At 73.4% G+C, this 18,408-nt stretch carries 16 protein-coding genes; 5 read left to right on the top strand and 11 right to left on the bottom strand.

The window, feature by feature from the left end; translation table 11 throughout:
• Positions 1-8: 8 nt before the first annotated feature.
• Positions 9-377, bottom strand: coding sequence for a GntR family transcriptional regulator (locus Saso_RS04690; protein ID WP_189927593.1), 369 nt, complete (start codon positions 375-377; stop codon positions 9-11).
• 96 nt (positions 378-473) lie between these two features.
• Here Saso_RS04690 and Saso_RS04685 point away from each other — a divergent pair, with 96 nt between their 5' ends.
• The 3 genes from Saso_RS04685 to Saso_RS38725 all read left to right on the top strand — a co-directional run bounded on the left by Saso_RS04685 (position 474) and on the right by Saso_RS38725 (position 2,341).
• Positions 474-1,403: a GNAT family N-acetyltransferase gene (locus Saso_RS04685; protein ID WP_189927594.1), complete on the top strand. Its 930-nt coding sequence runs from the start codon at positions 474-476 to the stop codon at positions 1,401-1,403.
• Entirely contained in the window at positions 1,384-1,887 is a 504-nt protein-coding gene (locus tag Saso_RS04680) for a ribonuclease FAU-1 family protein (RefSeq protein WP_189927595.1), read from the top strand. Before Saso_RS04685 ends, Saso_RS04680 begins: the two co-directional genes overlap by 20 nt.
• Before the next feature lie 319 nt (positions 1,888-2,206).
• Positions 2,207-2,341 carry a hypothetical protein gene (locus Saso_RS38725; RefSeq protein WP_267926878.1) on the top strand — a complete coding sequence of 45 codons (135 nt, stop codon included), beginning with the start codon at positions 2,207-2,209 and terminating at the stop codon, positions 2,339-2,341.
• 36 nt (positions 2,342-2,377) lie between these two features.
• Here the strand turns inward: Saso_RS38725 and Saso_RS04675 are convergent, their stop codons facing one another.
• Positions 2,378-2,839: a GNAT family N-acetyltransferase gene (locus Saso_RS04675; RefSeq protein WP_189927596.1), complete on the bottom strand. Its 462-nt coding sequence runs from the start codon at positions 2,837-2,839 to the stop codon at positions 2,378-2,380.
• A 152-nt stretch (positions 2,840-2,991) separates the two neighbouring features.
• Here Saso_RS04675 and Saso_RS04670 point away from each other — a divergent pair, with 152 nt between their 5' ends.
• Positions 2,992-4,050: a lytic polysaccharide monooxygenase auxiliary activity family 9 protein gene (locus Saso_RS04670; protein WP_189927597.1), complete on the top strand. Its 1,059-nt coding sequence runs from the start codon at positions 2,992-2,994 to the stop codon at positions 4,048-4,050.
• 75 nt (positions 4,051-4,125) lie between these two features.
• Here Saso_RS04670 and Saso_RS04665 read toward each other — a convergent pair whose 3' ends face one another.
• Both Saso_RS04665 and Saso_RS04660 read right to left on the bottom strand, forming a co-directional pair.
• Positions 4,126-5,013, bottom strand: a complete 888-nt coding sequence (locus tag Saso_RS04665; protein ID WP_189927598.1) for an esterase/lipase family protein — start codon at positions 5,011-5,013, stop codon at positions 4,126-4,128.
• Between the two features lie 173 nt (positions 5,014-5,186).
• Positions 5,187-5,630 (bottom strand): MarR family winged helix-turn-helix transcriptional regulator, encoded by a 444-nt coding sequence (locus tag Saso_RS04660; RefSeq protein ID WP_189927599.1) that lies wholly within the window; start codon positions 5,628-5,630, stop codon positions 5,187-5,189.
• Between the two features lie 123 nt (positions 5,631-5,753).
• Here Saso_RS04660 and Saso_RS04655 point away from each other — a divergent pair, with 123 nt between their 5' ends.
• Positions 5,754-6,128, top strand: coding sequence for a cupin domain-containing protein (locus Saso_RS04655; RefSeq protein ID WP_189927600.1), 375 nt, complete (start codon positions 5,754-5,756; stop codon positions 6,126-6,128).
• Between the two features lie 21 nt (positions 6,129-6,149).
• Here Saso_RS04655 and Saso_RS04650 read toward each other — a convergent pair whose 3' ends face one another.
• From Saso_RS04650 to Saso_RS04620, 7 genes are all read right to left on the bottom strand, one after another.
• Complete coding sequence (locus Saso_RS04650; RefSeq protein WP_189927601.1) at positions 6,150-7,154, bottom strand: DNA polymerase Y family protein; 1,005 nt, start codon at positions 7,152-7,154, stop codon at positions 6,150-6,152.
• On the bottom strand, positions 7,151-10,717 hold the full coding sequence (locus Saso_RS04645) for a DNA polymerase III subunit alpha (protein ID WP_189927602.1): 3,567 nt from the start codon (positions 10,715-10,717) through the stop codon (positions 7,151-7,153). Before Saso_RS04645 ends, Saso_RS04650 begins: the two co-directional genes overlap by 4 nt.
• A gap of 275 nt (positions 10,718-10,992) precedes the next feature.
• Positions 10,993-12,075 (bottom strand): S1 family peptidase, encoded by a 1,083-nt coding sequence (locus Saso_RS04640; protein WP_189927603.1) that lies wholly within the window; start codon positions 12,073-12,075, stop codon positions 10,993-10,995.
• A gap of 254 nt (positions 12,076-12,329) precedes the next feature.
• Positions 12,330-13,238 (bottom strand): S1 family peptidase, encoded by a 909-nt coding sequence (locus tag Saso_RS04635; protein WP_189927604.1) that lies wholly within the window; start codon positions 13,236-13,238, stop codon positions 12,330-12,332.
• A 344-nt stretch (positions 13,239-13,582) separates the two neighbouring features.
• Entirely contained in the window at positions 13,583-15,055 is a 1,473-nt protein-coding gene (locus Saso_RS04630) for an NtaA/DmoA family FMN-dependent monooxygenase (protein ID WP_189927605.1), read from the bottom strand.
• Positions 15,052-16,128, bottom strand: a complete 1,077-nt coding sequence (locus tag Saso_RS04625) for an LLM class flavin-dependent oxidoreductase (protein ID WP_189927606.1) — start codon at positions 16,126-16,128, stop codon at positions 15,052-15,054. Before Saso_RS04625 ends, Saso_RS04630 begins: the two co-directional genes overlap by 4 nt.
• Positions 16,129-16,171: 43 nt before the next feature.
• Positions 16,172-17,956, bottom strand: a complete 1,785-nt coding sequence (locus Saso_RS04620) for an FAD/NAD(P)-binding protein (RefSeq protein WP_189927607.1) — start codon at positions 17,954-17,956, stop codon at positions 16,172-16,174.
• Positions 17,957-18,408: the final 452 nt, after the last annotated feature.

Below are 18,408 nucleotides of genomic sequence, written 5' to 3'. Positions count from 1 at the left end.
ACCGGCGGTCAGCGCCGGTAGAGCGCCCGCAGGGCGTCCCTGACGGCGGCCGAGGCCTGCTCCTCGGTGAGGCCGAGCCGCAGGACCCGCTCGGCGTAGGCACGCGCCGCGGCGGCCGCCTCCCGCTCCGCCGCCGGCCCGGCCGCCGCGACGAACGTGCCGTTGCGCCCGCGGGTCTCGATCACCCCGTCCCCCTCCAGCGCCCGGTACGCCTTGGCGACGGTGTTCGCGGCGAGGCCGAGGGACTCGGCCAGCCCCCGCACCGTCGGCAGCCGGTAGCCGACCGGCAGCGCTCCCGACCGCGCCTGCTCGGCGATCTGCGCCCGCACCTGCTCGTAGGGGGCGGCACTGTCATCGATGCGGATCTTCAAGGTCACGGCCCGATTGTCCCGCACCGGCCGGGGGACGGGGGCCCGCGGGGCCGCCGAAAAGGGGAGGCGTACGGCCGCGGCCCGACCGTAGCGTGCACTCCCATGACCGTCATCGTGCGCGATCTGCACCCCGGCACGCCCGCCGACCTGGAGGGCTTCGTCCGGGTCCGGCACCTCGCCCTGCCCTATGTGTTCTTCAGTCCGGCCTCGCTGCTGCACGGCCTGTCCCTGGCCCGCCCCGGCGCCCATGCGCGCCGGCTGGTCGCCGTGCGGGACGGCGAGATCATCGGCACGGCCCAGGTGGGTCTGGCCCCGGACAGTCCGCAGGCCGGCCAGGGGTACGTCAACGTGTACGTGGATCCCGGGCACGCCGGACGGGGCGCGGGCACCCTGCTGGTCCGCGCCGCCGAGGAGCACCTGGCGGCGCACGGCGCGAAGCAGCTGTTCGCCTGGGTCCTGGACGAGCCGGCCCACCGCGCCTTCGCGGAGCGGCACGGCTACCGGCCGAGCCGCTCGGCGCACTTCCTCTGCCTGGACCTGGCCGGCGCCGCGCTGCCGCCGCTCCAGGACCCCCCGTCCGGCGTCGTACTGCGCACGGCCGCCGACTTCGCCGACGACCCGCGTCCGCTGTTCGTGCTGGACGCCGAGGCAGGGTCGGACGAGCCGGGTGACATCGCCACCGAGTTCACCGACTACCAGGCGTGGGTGGAGGAGCACTGGCGCCATCCCCACCTGGACCGGGAGCTGACCTCGGTCGCCGTGGCCGACGGCCGCCCCGTCGCCTTCAGCGTGGCCCACACCCACGACGGCGCCCGGTACACGACGGCCATGACGGGCACCGCCCGGGACCACCGCGGCCGGGGACTGGCCAAGCTCGTCAAGAACCACTCGCTGCACCGGGCCCGCGCCGCGGGGTACACGCGGGCGTACACGGGCAACGACGCCGGGAACGGGCCGATGCTCGCGATCAACACGTGGCTGGGGTACGAGATCCGCGCGACGGAGGTGCGGTATGTCCGTGAACTCGGCTGAACCGGCACGCCCGGTGGACGTGGTCCTCGTCAAGGGCGGCCGCATGAAGATCCGTTACGCGGCCGGGCTGCTGGCCGACGACGGCACCCGGATCACCGTGCGGGCCCCCTGGGCCGGTGACGGCGTACGGGACTTCGGCTTCGTGCGCTTCGAGGCGGGTGACGTGTTCACCGAGTACTACTGGCGGGACCGCTGGTACGCGGTCAAGGAGGTCCGCGACGCGTCGGGCGCGCTGAAGGGCTGGTACTGCGACGTCACCCGCCCGGCCGTGCTGTCCGGGGGCGAACTGGTCGTGGAGGACCTGGACCTGGACCTGTGGCGTTCCGCCGACGGCACGGACGTACGGAGACTGGACGAGGACGAGTTCGAGGAGAGCGGGCTGGCCGGACGGGATCCGGCGGCGACGGCCGCCGCGCTGGCCGCCCTCGACGAACTGGAGGCGCTCGCCACCGTCGGAGGCGGCCTGGAGTCGCTGCTCGCCTGAGCCGACCGACCGCCCCGGGACCGCGCGGACGCCGACCGGGGACGTCGGAACGTCATCGGTCGGCAACACCGCGTCACGCCCGGCGAGTTCGATCCGGGTCGGATCGAACTCGCCCGCGAGGCGAAGGCCCGGCCCTGGCAGCCACGGGGCGAAGTCGATTCGTCACTCTTTTCACTCATGTGCCCAGGAGTGACACCCGCCACTGACACTCGAATCGTGACAACCGCCACTGACAGAACGGCGACCGATGGGGAAGTCTCCCCGAAAGGGTCTACCTCCGTGAGAACGCGGAACTAGGTAGTTCCTGAAGGAGGCAGCCATGCGCCGTACGACCGTGCAGAAGCCCCTGAGGAAGACGGACTCCCGCAGGATCCGCGAAGAGGCCGAGGAACGGCCCGCCGGACGCCCCGAGGTGCGCAAGGACATCGCCCGCACCTGGTGGCCGGACGGCTGACCGCCGCCTGCGTCGCCGGTCCGCGTCGAGCCGCGCTCAGCCGAGTCGCTTGCGGTAGAGGAAGCGGTCGTAGGGCCCGTCCGTACGGCGTTCGACGACCTCGTAGCCGTACTTCGGGTAGATCTTCTGGTTCTCCCACATCAGCACGTTGGTGCAGAGCCTGACCTCGGACAGGCCCAGTGCCCGCGCGTGCGCGTCCAGGAAGCGCAGCAGCCGCCGCCCGACGCCCTTGCCCTGGGCGTCGGGACGGACGGCGATGCTCTCCAGGAACAGGTGGTCCGCGAACGCCTCGACGACCACGAGGCCGGCCACCTCGCCGACGGCGTCGCCGCCGGTCACGAACACCTTCCCCGCGGCCACGTCCGCCGCGTGGTCCGCCCCCATGGGCAGCGGCGCCAGCCCGATGCGCTCGATGTAGTGGGTGTACGCCGCGTCCGTCACGGCCTTCACGGCCGGCACGTCGGCCGCCGTGGCGGGCCGGATCTCCTCGCTGGTCATGCCCTGAACGCTACCTACCTGATCGCAGTCTCAGCGCTTCCTTAAGGCGACCCTAAAGATCGCCGCGGACCGCCCTCGGCAGGCGATTTCGCGGTTTCTTGGTTCCGGCACACATCAGGCCACCACCTGTCCCGGTTCCGAGGAGCTCCCCCATGCCCGCACGCCGCAAGGCCGCCGCCGTCGCCACCGTCCTCGGGCTGGTCCCGGCGGCCCTGACCGCGCTGTCCGCCGCGCCCGCGGCCGCGCACGGCTCGATGGGCGATCCGGTCAGCCGGGTCGCCCAGTGCTACGCGGAGGGTCCGGAGAGCCCGAGGTCGGACGCCTGCAAGGCCGCGGTCGCGGCGGGCGGGACCCAGGCGCTGTACGACTGGAACGGCATCCGCATCGGCGACGCCGACGGGCGCCACCAGGAGCTGATCCCGGACGGCCGGCTGTGCAGCGCGGGCAACGAGGAGTTCAAGGGTCTCGACCTGGCCCGCGCCGACTGGCCCGCGACCGGCGTACGGAGCGGCTCGTACACCTTCAGGTACCGGGTGACCGCCCCGCACAAGGGGACCTTCAAGGTCTACCTGACCAAGGCCGGCTACGACGCCGCCCGGCCGCTGGCCTGGTCCGACCTGGATCTGGAGCACCCGGTGGCGACGGCCACCGACCCGGTCGCGGCGGGCGGCTTCTACACCTTCCCGGGGACCCTGCCGGAGCGTTCCGGCCGGCAGCTGCTGTACGCGGTCTGGCAGCGCTCGGACAGCCCGGAGGCGTTCTACTCGTGCTCGGACGTCGTGTTCGCGGGCCCGGACCAGGGCGCCGGGACCGGATCGGGGTCGGGGTCGGGGCAGGCGTCGGGGTCCGGCACCGCGCCGTCCGCCTCCGCGCCCTCGCAGGAGCAGATCGAGGACGGCGCCGGAAAGTCGACGATCGAGCACCACGGCCACGGGGACGACGACGCCACCACGACGACGGACCCGACCTCCGGGCCGTCGGCCACGGCCTCCGCGCCCGGGCCGTCGGCGACGGCCGGGTCGTCCTCCTCCGCCGCGCCGCGCGCGGCCGGTGCCCGCACGGATTCCGTCGGGAGCCTCGCGCAGACCGGTGGCGACGGTGGGACCCCGTATCTCCTGGTGGGCGGCGCGGCCGTGCTGGCCCTGGGTTCGGCGCTGCTGTTCGGGTCGGTGCGCAGGCGGGCGGCGGCGGGCGGGCGGCACGGCCGCTGAGGCGCCGCCTCCAGAAAGACTCCGGGGCCTGACCGGCGGCTCAGGCCGGACAGGCCCCGGCGGAACACCTGCGCGTCAGCTGAAGACGGACGCGCAGGTGGTGGCGGTGGCGTGGGCCGGGTCGAGCGCGTTGGCCACCTCGTGGAAGGCGATCCGGTCGAACAGCCCGATCGCCACGTGCTCGGAGAGGTCCAGCGGGCACAGGTCCTGGAGCAGGACGTTGCGTACGTTCGATCCGCTGAGGTACTGGGTGCGCCACGGCGTGGCCACCTCGTCGTACCGGGTGGCGATGACGGTGTAGCGGACACCGGCGACGGTGTCCCCGCCCGCGTTGAGCTTGGCCAGGAAGTCCGAGCCGGTGATCTGGTCGGCGAGGCCGGGGGTGGCGGCCGAGAGCAGATCCTCGGCGCCGGGGAAGTAGGGCAGCAGGTTGGTGAGTCCGCTCAGCGTGGTGCCGTGGTTGTCGGGGGCGAGGCCGACGAGCGCGTTGACCTTGGCCGCCCCGCCGAGGAACTTCAGGTAGTAGCGCGGCATCATGCCGCCCTGCGAGTGTCCGACGAGGTCGGCCTCGGCGGCGCCGGTCGCGGCGAGCACCTTGTCGACGAAGGCGGAGAGCTGCGCGGCGGACTTGTCGATGGGACCGAGGCCGTTGAAGAGCGGGACACCCGGCAGCTGGCCGTAGTCGACGGAGAAGACGCAGTACCCGCGGACGGTGAGGTAGGGGGCGAGGGCCAGCCAGTTGTCGATCGAGTTGCCGAACGTGCCGTGCACGAGGACGACGGGGCGGGGGTGGGCGGCGGAGGGCTTGCAGCTGTAGTCGTTCCAGCCGCTCGACGAGGCGGAGGCGGTGGCCGCCCCGGTGGCGGCGGTGTCGGCGTGGGCGGCGGTGACGGGGACGGTGGCGGCCGTGGCGGCCAGCAGCAGTGCGGCGAGTGGTCCGAGCACGCGCTTCCAGGGCAGCATCGGGTGATCTCCTTGCGGCTCAAGGGGAGGTGCGATGGCCTTACGCCCTGTGACCCGGATCACGAGGATGCTGTTCACTCGTCAAGTTACGGGTGAGTAGCTGAACTGTGAAGTTACGCGTCAGTAAAAACTTTCAGTGGTAGTCACGCGCGACGGTTGCTGCTGATAGGGCGTCACCAAGCGGGCTTGATGGGGCCATTGGGGGCAATGCACCCCAACTGAGTGCCCAGGATCCGCAGTTGCTCTTCGCCGAGCAGGTCGGACCAGGCCTGCACCGCTTCGGCGGCCGCCGCCTCCGCCGCCCTGGTGCACTCCCGGCCGCGTCCGGTGAGCACGATCAGCCGGGCCCGCGCATCCTCGGGGTGCGGCCGGCGCTCGACGTACCCCTTGCGCACGAGTTCCTCGACCAGCTGGCTCGCCGCCTGCTTGGTGACCCCGAGATGGACGCCCAGCTCGGTGATCGTGGCACCGCCCCGGGCGAGCCGGGTGAAGGCGAAGCCGTAGGCAGGCCGCGCCTCGAACCCGCGGGCGACGACACCGTCGTTGATGCGCTGGGTGAGCTCACCGGCGGCGGCGAGCAGGGCGGCGGTCAGGGCGAGGGCCTCGGAGTTCTGCACGCCTGCATTGAAACATCCTTGACAGATCGGTCAAGCTGCTTGACCATATGAGCAGATGGTCAAGCAGCTTGACTACTTTCCCGTACCCCTTCCCCTGTCCGGCAGAAGCAGCCAGGAGGCCCCGTGCCCGTCATCCGTTCGTCCGACGCCGTCACCCACGAGATCCACGGCGCCCGCTTCGTCTCGTACGCCACGCCCCGCACCGGCAGCAAGGAGCTGTGCGCCTGGCGGGGCGAGATCCCCGCCGGGACGAAGGCCCCCGCACACACCGTCAACCGGGAGGAGATCTTCCATCTGCTCGTCGGCGAGCTGGTCCTCACCCTCGACGGCCGTGCCGAGCGGATCACCGCGGGCGACACGGTGATCGTCAACCCGGGTGCGACCCTCGCCGTCGAGAACCCGACGGATCACACCGCGCTCTCGTGGGTCACCACCTCCATCGGTCTGGAGGCCGAGCTGGCCGACGGGACCCGGATCACTCCCCCGTGGGCCAACTGATCCGGGTCCGGTCGGCGCCCCTCACGCAGCCAGCGTCCCGGGCTTCACCGCGCCCGGCCCGAACTTCTCCCGCACCCGGTCGGCCACCTCCTCGATCCTGCGGACCTTCTCGTCGACCGGGTCGAAGGTGAGCTGGTGGGAAGCCTGCTCGGCGGGGCCGAGCCCCTCGGCGCGCAGCACGACCGCACGGACCCGGGCGCGTTGCAGTCCGAGGGCCTCGTACAGCCCGTACGCCGTTCTCGTCAGGGCCGCCGAGTGCGCGGTCGGCTCCCCGAGGGTGCGACTGCGGGTGGTGGAGGACCTGTCGGCGTAGCGCACGGTGAGGGTCAGGGTGCGGCAGACCTTCTCCACGGCCCGCAGCCGGGCGCCCAGCTCCCCGGCGGCCGAGAGCAGCGCCCGGCGGTGCCGGTCGGGATCCAGCTCGTCGCGCCCGAAGGGGCGTTCCGCGGCCAGGACGGGGGTCCCCCCGCTCGAGCGAAGCCGAGAGTGGGGGAGGGAGACGGCGTTCGGGACCACCCGGCCGCGGTCGACACCGGCGGCCTTGTCGCGCAGTTCCCGGCCCGCCTTCGCGCCGACCAGGCGCTGGAGTGTGGACAGGGGGGCGTCGGCGACCCGGCCGAGGGTGTCGAGGCCGTACTCGCACAGGGTGCGGGCGGTGGCCGTGCCGACACCCGGCAGTGCCACCACGGGCTTCTCGGCGAGGAACTCCCGCACACCGTCCTCGAGGACCGCGCAGGTCACCCCCGGCCGGGCGTCCCGCAGCGCCATCCGGGCCGACATCGGGCCGGGGCCCGCGCCGATCACGCAGTCGAGCCCGTGCAGCGCGAGCGCCCGCACCCTGATCACCGACGCCAGTTCGACCGCGCTGCGCCCGAAGTACCGTTCGGCGCCGCGCAGATCGGCCAGCGCCGTGTCGGGCGGCAGCGCCTCGACGACCGGTGTGAACTCCTCCAGCAACCCGAGCAGCCCCGGCAGGGCGGCCTCGCGCGCCGGAGGAAGCTGGAAACGTACGCAGAGGATGGTCATCCCGCACTCCCCGGACTCTGGTGCCACAACTTCCTTCCCACCGCGGGCCCTTCACCCGCGGGGCGCAGATCGGCCCAGGGGTGCATCTCGTACCCCGTGGACATACGGATGCGACGCCGTTCGCTCGCGTCCTGGGCGGCCGAGCCCGTAGGCGCGGGCAGGCCGTCCGAACCGGCGAGCCGGCTGCGCTCCGGGCCGTCGCCGTCCGCCTGCGCCCCCGGTTCCGGGGCGCCGGCCGGGCCGGCCAGCCGGGCCGCGACCCCTTCGAGCCCCTCCTCCCGGCGCACCTCCAGCAGGTCGGCGAGGTTCCAGGCGGCGGCGCCCACCACGCTGAAGCTGCGCGGGCCGCGCCGCTGGACCACCCCGCGCACCAGCAGCAGCCAGGAGTGGAAGACGGTGTGCGCGCAGGCGTCGTGCGAGTCCTCGAAGAAGGCGAGGTCGACCAGGCCGGTGCCGTCGTCCAGGGTGGTGAAGACGACCCGCTTGCCGGACCGGATCGGCGGGGTCTGGGTGGCCGCCTTGGCGCCCGCCACGAGGACCGTCTCGCCGTGCCGGGTCTCGCGCAGCCGGCGTGCGGACACCACGCCCAGTTCGTCGAGGAAGCCGCGGTGGTCGTCCATCAGATGACGTGAGGCGTCCATGGACAGCACGCCCAGTTCGGCGCTGAGCTTCTCGGCGGAGGACAGGTCCGGCAGCCCGGCCGGGCCGGTCTTCCGCCCGCCCTCCAGGGGGAGCTGGCCACCGCCGGCGCCCCGGGCGCCCCGGTGCAGTTCGGTCAGGTGCAGTTGCAGGTCACGCCGGTTGGCGCCGAACGCGTCCAGCGCGCCGACCTGGGCGAGCCGGGTGGCGAGCGGGCGGCTGGGCCGGGCCCGCTCCCAGAAGTCCAGCAGCGAGGCGTACGGCTGCCCGTCCTCGATCCGTGCCGCCTCCGCCTCGGTGATGCCGTACACGTCGGACAGGGCGAGCCGCAGTCCCCAGGTCTTCGGACCCCGCGCCGGGGCCGCCTTCCCGGCCGGATCCCCCTCGGCCTCCCGTGAATCAGACACCAGTTCGATACGGTGGGCGACCGCCGACCTGTTCACGTCCAGTGGCAGCACCGGCACCCCCCGCCGTCGCGCGTCCGCCAGCAGCAGCCGCTTCGGGTACATCCCGGGGTCGTGCGTGAGCAGCCCCGCATAGAAGGCGGCCGGGTGGTGCGCCTTCAGCCACGCCGACTGGTACGTCGGCACGGCGAAGGCGACCGCGTGCGCCTTGCAGAAGCCGTACGACCCGAACGCCTCGACGATCTCCCAGGTCCGACGAATCGTTTCTGCGTCATAGCCGCGGACCGCCGCGTGCTGCGCGAACCACACCTTGATCCGCCCCTGCGACTCCGGGTCCGACAGCCCGCGCCGGATCCGGTCCGCCTCACCGCGCCCGCAGCCGGTCATGACGGCGACGATGTCGATGATCTGCTCGTGGAAGACCACGACCCCGTAGGTCCCCCGGAGCGCCTCCTCCAGATCCGGGTGCGGGTACCGGACCGGCGCCCGCCCGTGCCGCGCCTCGATGAACGGCCGCACCATGTCGGCGGCGACCGGGCCCGGCCGGAAGAGGGAGATGTCGACGACGAGATCGTCGAAGGTGGCCGGCTGCAACCGCCCGACCAGGTCCCGCTGCCCCGGCGACTCGATCTGGAAGCACCCCAGCGTCTCGGTCGACCGGATGAGCCGGTACGTCCGCGGGTCGCCGTCCGCGAGTGCGTCCAGGTCGATCCGCTCCCCCGTCGCCCGGCTCACCTCGGCGACCGCGTGCGCCATCGCCGACTGCATCCGCACCCCCAGCACGTCCAGCTTGAGCAGCCCGAGATCCTCGACGTCGTCCTTGTCGAACTGGGCCATGGGGAACCCCTCGCCGCTGGTCGGCACGACCGGCGTACGGGAGAGCAGGGAGGCGTCGGACAGGAGGACGCCGCACGGGTGCATGGCGATTCCGCGCGGCAGGGCGTCGAGGGCCTCGACCAGCTCCCACAGCTTTGCGTACCGCTCCTTCTCCCGCGCCAGTTCCCGCAGTTCGGGCAGTTCTTCCAGGGCCGTCCGGGCGTCACGCGCGCGGATGTGCGGGAAGGACTTGGCGATGCGGTCGATGTCGGCCGGGTCCATGGACAGCGCGGCGCCCACGTCCCGGACGGCGTGGCGCACCCGGTACGTCTCCGGCATGGCGACCGTCGCGACCCGTTCGGTGCCGAACCGGTCGATGATCGCCCGGTAGACCTCCAGCCGGCGGGCCGACTCCACGTCGATGTCGATGTCGGGCAGGACCACCCGCTCCCTGGACAGGAAGCGCTCCATCAGCAGCCCGTGCTCGACCGGGTCGGCGTTCGCGATGCCGAGCAGGTGGTTCACCAGCGATCCGGCGCCGGAGCCGCGGGCGGCGACCCGGACGCCCATCCCGCGCACGTCGTCCACGACCTGGGCGACCGTCAGGAAGTACGAGGCGAAGCCGTGGTGGGCGATGATGTCCAGCTCCCGGTGCATCCGCTCCCAGTAGGCGCGCCTGGCGGAGTACCCGTGCCGCACCATCCCGGCCGCCGCCCTGGAGGCCAGCGTGCGCTGGGCGGTGCGGCGGCCCGCGCCGACGAGGTGCGGCTCGGGGAAGTGGACGGCGCCCATGCCGAGGTCGTCCTCGGGGTCGACCAGGCACTCGGCGGCCGTCGCCCGTGTCTGCTCCAGCAGACGGTGCGCGATGTCCCGCCGGTAGCCCGCGGCCTCGACGATCCGCTCGGCCGCGCCCAGCATCGCGTCCGCGTCCTTGAGCCAGGCCTCCCCCGAGTCCAGCTCCTTCGCCGGGTCGACGGGGACGAGCCGGCGGGCGGCGTCCAGGACGTCCGCGACCTGGCCCTGGCCGGGATCGGCGTACCGGACGGCGTTGCTGAGGACCGGCCGGATCCGCTGTTCGGCGGCGAAGCCGACGGTACGCGCGGCCAGCCGCAGGGAACCGGGTCCGGTGCCGGTGCGCCCGTGCCAGACGGCCTCGAGGCGCAGGGCGTCGCCGTACACCTCCCGCCAGGGGACGAGGAGCCTCGCCGCACGGTCCGGGCGGCCCGCGGCGAGCGCGCGGCCGACGTCGGAGGCGGGGCCGAGCAGGACGGTCAGACCGGCGCCGTGGTTGTCGGGCCAGGACAGCGCCGGCACGCCCTCGCCCGCGTGCGCCGCCGTGACCATCCGGCACAGGTCTCCCCAGCCCCGGGCGCCGTCACGGGCGAGGAAGGTGACGCGGGGGGCGGACTCGTCGAGGAAGGCGCCGCCCCGCACGGGGGTGCGGGGCCTGTCCCGCCGTACGGACGCGTCCCCCTGCGCCCGCTCGGGAGGCGTCACCGCCAGGTCCACCCCGAACAGCGGGCGCACGCCGGCCTTCGCACAGGCCTTGGCGAAGCGGACGGTCCCGGCGAGGGTGTCGCGGTCGGTGAGGGCGAGGGCGTCCATCCCCCGCTCCGAGGCACGCTCGGCCAGCCGCTCCGGATGCGAGGCGCCGTAGCGCAGGGAGAACCCGGAGACGGTGTGCAGATGCGTGAACCCTGGCATCCACACCTCCACAATCGAACATCAGTTCCCAACTCTCCCACCCCCACCATAGACCAATTCCCGAACGTGTGTACGACAACCGTTCGAGCGCCTCCCACCTGCGGAAACACCGCACATCCGGACGATGGGGACATGACACGGACGGGGCCCGGCGCCACCCCGCCCCGCACCTCGGCCGCCACCCCAGCCCGGCGCCCGCAGGGTGCGCCCGGCACGCGAAAGATCCCGCCCCCGTCGGTGCGGGGCGGGACCTGTGGCGGTGACGCGTCGGCGGGTCAGCCGATCCGCGCCCCGGTCGCCGAGAGCGCCTCCGTCACCGGCTGGAAGAACGTCTCCCCGCCGGAGGTGCAGTCGCCGCTGCCGCCCGAGGTCAGCCCGACGGCGCTGCTGCCCGAGAAGAGGGAGCCGCCGCTGTCCCCGGGCTCGGCGCAGACGTCGGTCTGGACGAGACCGTCGACGACGTCGCCGTTGCCGTAGTTCACCGTGGCGTCCAGACCGGTGACCGTGCCGGAGTGCACCCGGGTGGTCGACCCGCTGCGGGTGACCTTCATGCCGACGGTGGCGTCGACGGCGCCGGTGATCCGCTGGGACGAGCCGTCGTAGAGGTCGACCTCGCTCGGGTGGGCGATGTCGGCGGTGTACTTGACCAGGCCGTAGTCGTCGCCCGGGAAGCGGGACACCTCGTTGACGCCGATCTCGGCGCCCGAGGGGTCCGACCAGGTGGAGATGGCGTCGGTGCAGTGTCCGGCGGTCAGGAAGTACGGCGCGCCGTCCTTGACCACGTTGAAGCCGAGGGAGCAGCGCCCGCCGCCTCCGGCGATGGCGTCACCACCGGCGATGAACGGTGTGAACTCGCCCTTGGTGCGGTGGAGTTCGGCCACCCGGCCGAGACCGCCGACGACCTCGGTGAGCTTGGCCCACTCGGCGTCGGAGACGGTGCGGTCGGCCGTGACGACGACCTTGTTGGTGGTCGGGTCGGTCACCCAGGCGGTGCCGGGGACGGACGCGTCCGCCTTGAGCGTCGTACGGGCGCCGGTCAGTTCGGCGAGGGAGTTCTCCACGATTCTGGCCTTGGCGCCCGCCGCCTCGACGGTCTTCGCGGCGACCGCGTCCAGGACGTTCACCACGAGGCTCCCGCTCTTGGCGTCGTAGTACGTGCCCGCCGCGTCGGCGCCGAGGTCCCGGCCCAGCGTCGAGGCGAGCTTCCCGGCCGCGAGGGCCGAGAGGGGGGCCGGCCGCGGGGTCTTCGCGGGCTCGCTGGCGTTCGCGGTCTGGAAGGTGACTCCGGCCGCGACGAGGGCGGCGACACCCGCGCCCGCCATGACCGTCCGCCGTCCGGTGGTGCTTCGGTGCTTCAACTCGCGTCCTCCTGTGGGGGGTGGCCCGGACGGCGATGGGGACCGCACCGGACCGGAAGGCTGGTCGACGGGCGTTCACTCTTCCGAACCGCACAGGGAGCACACAAGGTCGACCTCGGGACGCGCACAGGGTGGGCACCGCGCGCCCTCGATGCCTTCACCACCGCGCGGCCGCCCCCGCAGGAGCGAGCCCCCGTACGCCGGTTGCGTACGGGGGCTCGGCCCTCACTGGTGGAACGCGCCGGGCGGGACCGTCAGCCGACGCTCACGCCGTAGTAGCTCAGCGCCTCGGTGACCGGCTGGAAGAAGGTCGTGCCGCCGGAGCTGCAGTTGCCGCTGCCGCCGGAGGTCAGACCGTAGGCCACGCTGCCCCCGTACAGGGGACCGCCGCTGTCGCCGCCCTCGGCGCAGACCGTGGTCTGGATCATGCCGTAGACGACGTCGCCGCCGCCGTAGTTCACGGTGGCGTTCAGCGCGGTGACCCGGCCGCTGTGGGTACCGGTGGTGGAACCGCGGCGGTAGACCGTGGTGCCCACGCTCGGGGTGGCCGCGCTGGTGATCGTCTGGCTGCCGACCGAGCTCGGGTGGGCGACCGACGAGTTGGTGTAGCGCACCAGCGCGAAGTCGTTCGTCGGGAAGCTGTAGCTGACGTTCGTCCCCAGGGTGGAGGTCTGCCCCGAGTTGGAGTACCAGGTGCTGGCGACCTCACCGCAGTGGCCGGCGGTCAGGAAGTAGTAGGTGCTGCCGCTGCGCACGTTGAAGCCGAGCGAACAGCGGTAGCCGCCGCCGTAGATGGCGTCGCCGCCGGTGATCAGCTTCTTGAACTGGCCGGGGGTGCGCTTGATCGTGAGCGCGTCGGCGTTGCCGCCGGCCTGCTCCTTGATCTTGGCGATCTCGGCCTGCGAGACCGTGCTGTCGGCGGTGACGACGACCCGGTTGGTCTTGCTGTCGACGGCCCAGGCGGTGCCCGGCACGTCCGCCGTGAGCACGGACGCGCTCACGCTCTTGAGCTGCGCGGTGCTGAAGGTCGCGGTGTCGTCCGCGTTCGCGCTGGGGATCGCGATGGCGGCCGCGGCCACGAGTCCGGTGGCCACGGCGGTCAGCCTGGTCCGTCTCGAGACACCGCTCGTGGGGGTGGTGGGGGTGGTGCGCTTGATCCTCACGTTTCGTTCCCTCCCAGGGGAAGTCGGGGGCCCGTCGTGTGGGGTCGGGGCCCGTGAGGCGCAGCCAGGGACCGACGTTCGTCCGGATTGCGGACACGCCGTGACCCTGACAAGCGCTGAGGGGGAGTATTCGGCCGAACGGCCGGTAGGCGCAAGGGCACCTTTCGGCCGTCAGACCTTCAACGAACTGCCTGAGTTGAGCCCTCTTGCAGCCTCTTGCCCCAGCTCAGACCAGGTTGCGCTCCCCTGCCTCGACCGCCACGCCCTATGTCTTCCCCGGCGGCGGGGAAGAGCGGGGGAATGCATCCACAAAGGCGCACGGAGGCAGTAAGACCCGACCAAAGTCACCCCTGTGGTCCGAGTGGCCGAAGAGGTCGCCGGGCCGCCCCGTCCTGCACGGCGACCGGAGCGGGCAGTCCGAGGCGCGAGCGCAGGGTGCCGGGTTCGTACTCCGTACGGAACACGCCGTGCTCCTGGAGCAGCGGCACCACCCGGTCGACGAACTCGTCGAGCCCCTCGGGGACCAGCTGCGGCACGAGGACGAAGCCGTCGGTGGCCTCCTCGCGCACCAGCTCCGCCAGGTCGGCGGCGACCGCCTCGGGGGTGCCGACGAAGGACTGCCGGGCGGTCGTCTCGATCACGGTCTGACGGATCGACAGCCCCTTCTCCTGCGACAGCGCCCGCAGCCTCCGGACCGTCGCGAGGGCCTGCCCACGCCGGGTGCGGCCCCCGGCGGGCGGACCCGTCAGGGGTTCCGGGACCGGGTCCAGCCCGGGCAACGGTCCGTCGGGGTCGTACGCCGAGAGGTCCCGTCCCCAGAGCCGTTCCAGGGCGAGGAGGGCGTGGCGCGGGGAGACCTGCTGCCGTCTGATCGTGGCGGCCCGCTCCTGCGCCTCGGCCGCGGTGTCCCCGAGGACGACGGTGATCGCGGACATGATCCTCAGCTCGCCGGGCTCCCGGCCGTACCCGGCCAGCCGCCCCTTGAGGTCGGCGTAGCGGGCCCGTCCGGCCTCCGGCGTGTCGTGCCGGGTGAGGACGACGTCGGCGGTGGCGGCCGCGGACTCCCGGTCGTCCCGCCCCGGGGCGTCCTGCCCCCGGCCCTCCTCCCCGGAGCCGTTCACCGGGTCCACCGTCCGGATCACCACCGGGCGCCCCTGCGGCGAGCGCGGGAGGGTGAACTCCCCGGCGATGTCGAAGTGCGGGCCCCGGTGCGCGAACGGCCGGGGGCCCGCGTCCGGGGTCCAGGAGTCCCACAGCTGCGAGGCTGTGGCGACGAACTCGGCGGCCCGGTGGTGCCGGTCGGCGGCCCCGAGGTAGGCGCCCCGGCGGAAGTTCCCGCCGGTGAGGGCGTCGGAGGTGGTCACCACATGCCAGCCCGCCCGGCCGCCGCTGAGGTGGTCCAGCGTGGCCAGCCTGCGGGCCAGGTCGAACGGCTCGTGGAAGGCGGCGTCCACCGTGGCGACGAGCCCCAGGTCCGCGGTCACGCCGGCGAGGGCGTTGAGGACGGTGAGCGGTTCGGGGCGTCCCGTCACGTCCACGTCGTGGACCCGGCCCCGGTGCTCGGGCAGCCGCAGCCCCTCGGCGAGGAGGAGGAAGTCGAACAGGCCGCGTTCGGCGGTCCGGGCCAGACGTTCGAAGGAGGCGAACTCGATCTGCGGCCTCGTGGGGTTACGGGCGCCGGGCGCGCTCCAGACGGCCGTGTCGCCGACGCCGGGGACTGCGGATGCGCCCTCCGCGCGGAGCGGGGCGTGGGGGACGACGGCGAGGTGGCAGCGCCTGCCCTGCGGCCCCGCGTCCCGCGGTCGGCGGCCGCTCATGCCGCTCCCCCCGCGTAGCGGTTGGCGGGTCTGGCCAGCCCCAGGTGCTCGCGCAGGGTGCTGCCCGGGTAGAAGGTGCGGAACAGGCCGCGGTGCTGGAGCAGTGCCACCGTGCCGTTGACCAGCCGCTCCAGATCGCGGCGCGGTTCGACGGGGACGAGGTGGAAACCGTCGGCGGCGCCGTCCTTGTACCAGGAGGCGATCAGGTCGGCGAGGTCGACGGGGCCACCCCGGTAGAGCGGGCCCTGCGCCGTCTGCCGGGGGCCGCCCCCGCCGTGGCCGGGTTCGGCGGCGTGCTCGCCGTCCCCGAGGTCGATCAGCAGGCTCACCAGGACGAGCAGCGAGTCCGGGTCGCGCCCCGCACCGGCCGCGCCGGCGCGCAGCAGGTCGCGGACCGCGCGGGCCTGTCCGGGGCTCACCGCGCGGACGAGGGCCACGTCGGCGTGGCGGGCGGCGGTGGACCGGGCGGGTCCCTCGGTGGCGTCGACCACGCGCACGGGATGGCCCTGCGGGGGTCTGGGCACGACGGAGGGGCCCCGCACGGAGAAGGCCTCGCCGGTGAAGCCGACGGGGTGCAGCTTGTCCCGGTCGACGAAGCGGCCGGTCGCCACGTCCCGTATCTCGGCGTCGTCCTCCCAGCTGTCCCACAACCGCGCGGCCGCGTCGGCGACTTCACCGGCCTCCCGCCACAGGGCGTCCAGCGGTGCGGAGTACCGGCGGCCGAAGAGCCGGGCCTCGCCCTCGGTGGTGGAGACGTCGATCCGCCAGCCGGCCCGGCCCCTGCTGACCCAGTCGAGGGTGGCGACCGTCGCCTGGAGGTGAAAGGGCTCGGTGTGGGTGGTGGTGAGGGTGGGCACCAGTCCGATGCGGTGCGTGGCCGGTGCCACCCGGGCCAGCACGGCCGAGGCGTCGGGGCCGGGCCGGGCGAAGGCGTCGTCCAGCGTCACGAAGTCGAGCCCGCCGCGCTCGGCGAGCCGGGTCAGCTCGACATGGGCGCCGGCGTCGTGGACCCCGGGCTGGTCGACGGCTGCGGCCAGGTGCAGCGGGCGGCCCCGGCCGTACGGTGAGGTCATCTGGGAGAACCCTTTCTTCCGTAACGCTTCGAGGGGGACCCGCTCACCCGACGGCATCGGCGCCGAGATCCCGCAGGAACACCAGGACGGCCCTGGCGGTGGCGTCGTTCTGCCGGAAGGCGGGACCCCCGGTGCGCGGCCGGGTGAACGCGCCCGGCGTACGGCCGTCGGTGTGCGGCCCGAGCGCGAACCGCCGTGGGTGCGGCCGGCCGGACCGGTCCAGCACCCGCCCGTCGGCGCGGTCCACCCGCAGCAGGCCGTCCGGGGTCTCCCCCGCCCCGTCGGCGTGCAGCCGCCGCAGCAGCGGGTCGAGGGCGCGCCGCAGCGTCGGCTCCGGCAGCCGGGCCTCCACCAGCGCCCTCGCCTCGACCGAGACGCCCGGCACGGTCGGACTCGACGCCCGGAACACCCCGTCCCGCGCCTGCACGGCCATGTCGGCGCCGACGAACTTCAGCACCCCGGCCCGGGAGAGCGCGAGCAGCTGTCTCAGCCGGGGGCCGGGCGGCCCGGAGGCGAGGTGGCTGAAGAAGCCGTGCCACCGGGGGCCGATGTTCCCGAGCCGGACGAGCTGCCCGTACACGGACAGCAGCCCCAGGAAGACGGCCAGGTCGGCGCTGTGCCCGGCGTCGTGACGGCGGCCCAGGTCGCTTTCCACGTATCCGCGCAGCCCTTCCTGGAACTCCTCGAAGGACCCGTACGTCACCCCGTCGAGCGGCCGGTCGAGCGCGGCCAGGTCGAGCCGGTCGCGCGGATCGGGCACGGCGGACGCCACCAGGGCCTCCCGTTCGGCACCCTCGGACGCGGCCTCGTACTTCTCCTCGAAGTCGGTCCAGGCGATCGCGGTCCGCTCGGGGTGGGCGGTGAACAGCCGGTGGTAGTGGGCGAAGCCCAGTTCCTTCTCCACCAGCGGCCACACGTCCCGCCGGAAGTCGAAGCCCCCGGGCCGCGCCAGCAGCGCGTCGGTCTCGGCGGGTCCCAGGAAGCGGGGCAGCGGGGGCCGTTCGCCGGTCCAGTCGTACCCGATCTTCGAGTGGTACGGCACTCCGCGCCGCGAGCCGACGTACAGCACCGGCTCCCGCCCCGAGGGCAGGTAGGTGTCCCCTTCGTACCGGCCACCGCGCCCCTCGGTGAGCAGCACCATCAGGTCGGTGAAGGCGAGCCCGAAGCCGCGCACCAGCACGGGTTCACCGGCCGGGAGCGCCGAGAGGTCACTGTCGGCCGTGAAGTCCGGCGGCAGGTGGACGAGCCCGTGCTCCGCCGCGTACGCGGTCAACCCGGCCTGCTCGTCGTCCGGTTCGGCGTCGAGGTGGCCGAGCGCGAGGACGACGAGATCGGCGGCCAGGGGCTGGTCCCGGCCTTCCAGGCGGATCAGCTGGCGCCCGTCGCGCGGGCCGCTCACCCGCAGCGCGCGCGCCGGATGGTGGTGGACGGTGATCCCGGGGGGCAGCGCGGCGACGGCCTGTTCGTGCACCCAGCGCAGATAGGACCCCTGGACCTGCCGGTCGGCGAAGGTCCGTCCGTCGATGCCGGCCCACTCGTGCAGCGTCGGACCCGGCCGCACCGGTCCGGCCATCTCCACCGACTCGTCGGTGAACATGGTGACGTCCTCGGCGTGCGAGTTCATCCACAGCAGGGGTGACTGGGCGGCGCGCCAGATGCGTCCGGCGCCCGGGGGATGCGGGTCGACGAGATGGATCTCGAGCCCCGGACCGGCGTACAGCTCGGGCGCGTTGGCGGCGATCCGTTCGACGAGGCCCGTCCCCCGGGGCCCGGCCCCGACGATCACGAGGGTGGCGGGCGTTTCGGGGCCGAGGGTTTCGGAAGACATGCGAAGGCTCCGTGACAGCTGAGGTCGAACACGGGAGGTGCCTTCACACACCGGAAGAAGCGCGCCGCGCGGCGCAGACACGGCCGAGCCCCTCAGCAGGGCCGTGCGGCGAGATTACGCGCGCTTTTCCCCTCACTGTCAAGGCCGTCCACACTGTGAGCGGTACGTCTCAAGTCGGTTGACGCACCACCGGAGACCTGTTCCACTTGGCCCATGCATCCGCAGCAGTGTCTGGTCACCCGCTCCCACATCGACTTCGGTCGCGTGTGGTCCTGTTCCTGTTGAGCTGACCCACTGCGGCGCCCGTTCCCGGGGCGCCCTCTTCCGCGTTCTCCCTCGCCCGGTCCCGCGAACTCCCTTCGCGCGGCCCCGCGATCCCTCTTCGCCCGGTCCCGCCTTCACACGCGCGCCCTCCCCTCGCCCGCGCACCTCCCTTCGCCCTCCCGCGTCTT

This window comes from Streptomyces asoensis (genome assembly GCF_016860545.1).
Classification (GTDB): domain Bacteria; phylum Actinomycetota; class Actinomycetes; order Streptomycetales; family Streptomycetaceae; genus Streptomyces; species Streptomyces asoensis.
This window is presented reverse-complemented; position numbering and strand designations above follow the sequence as displayed.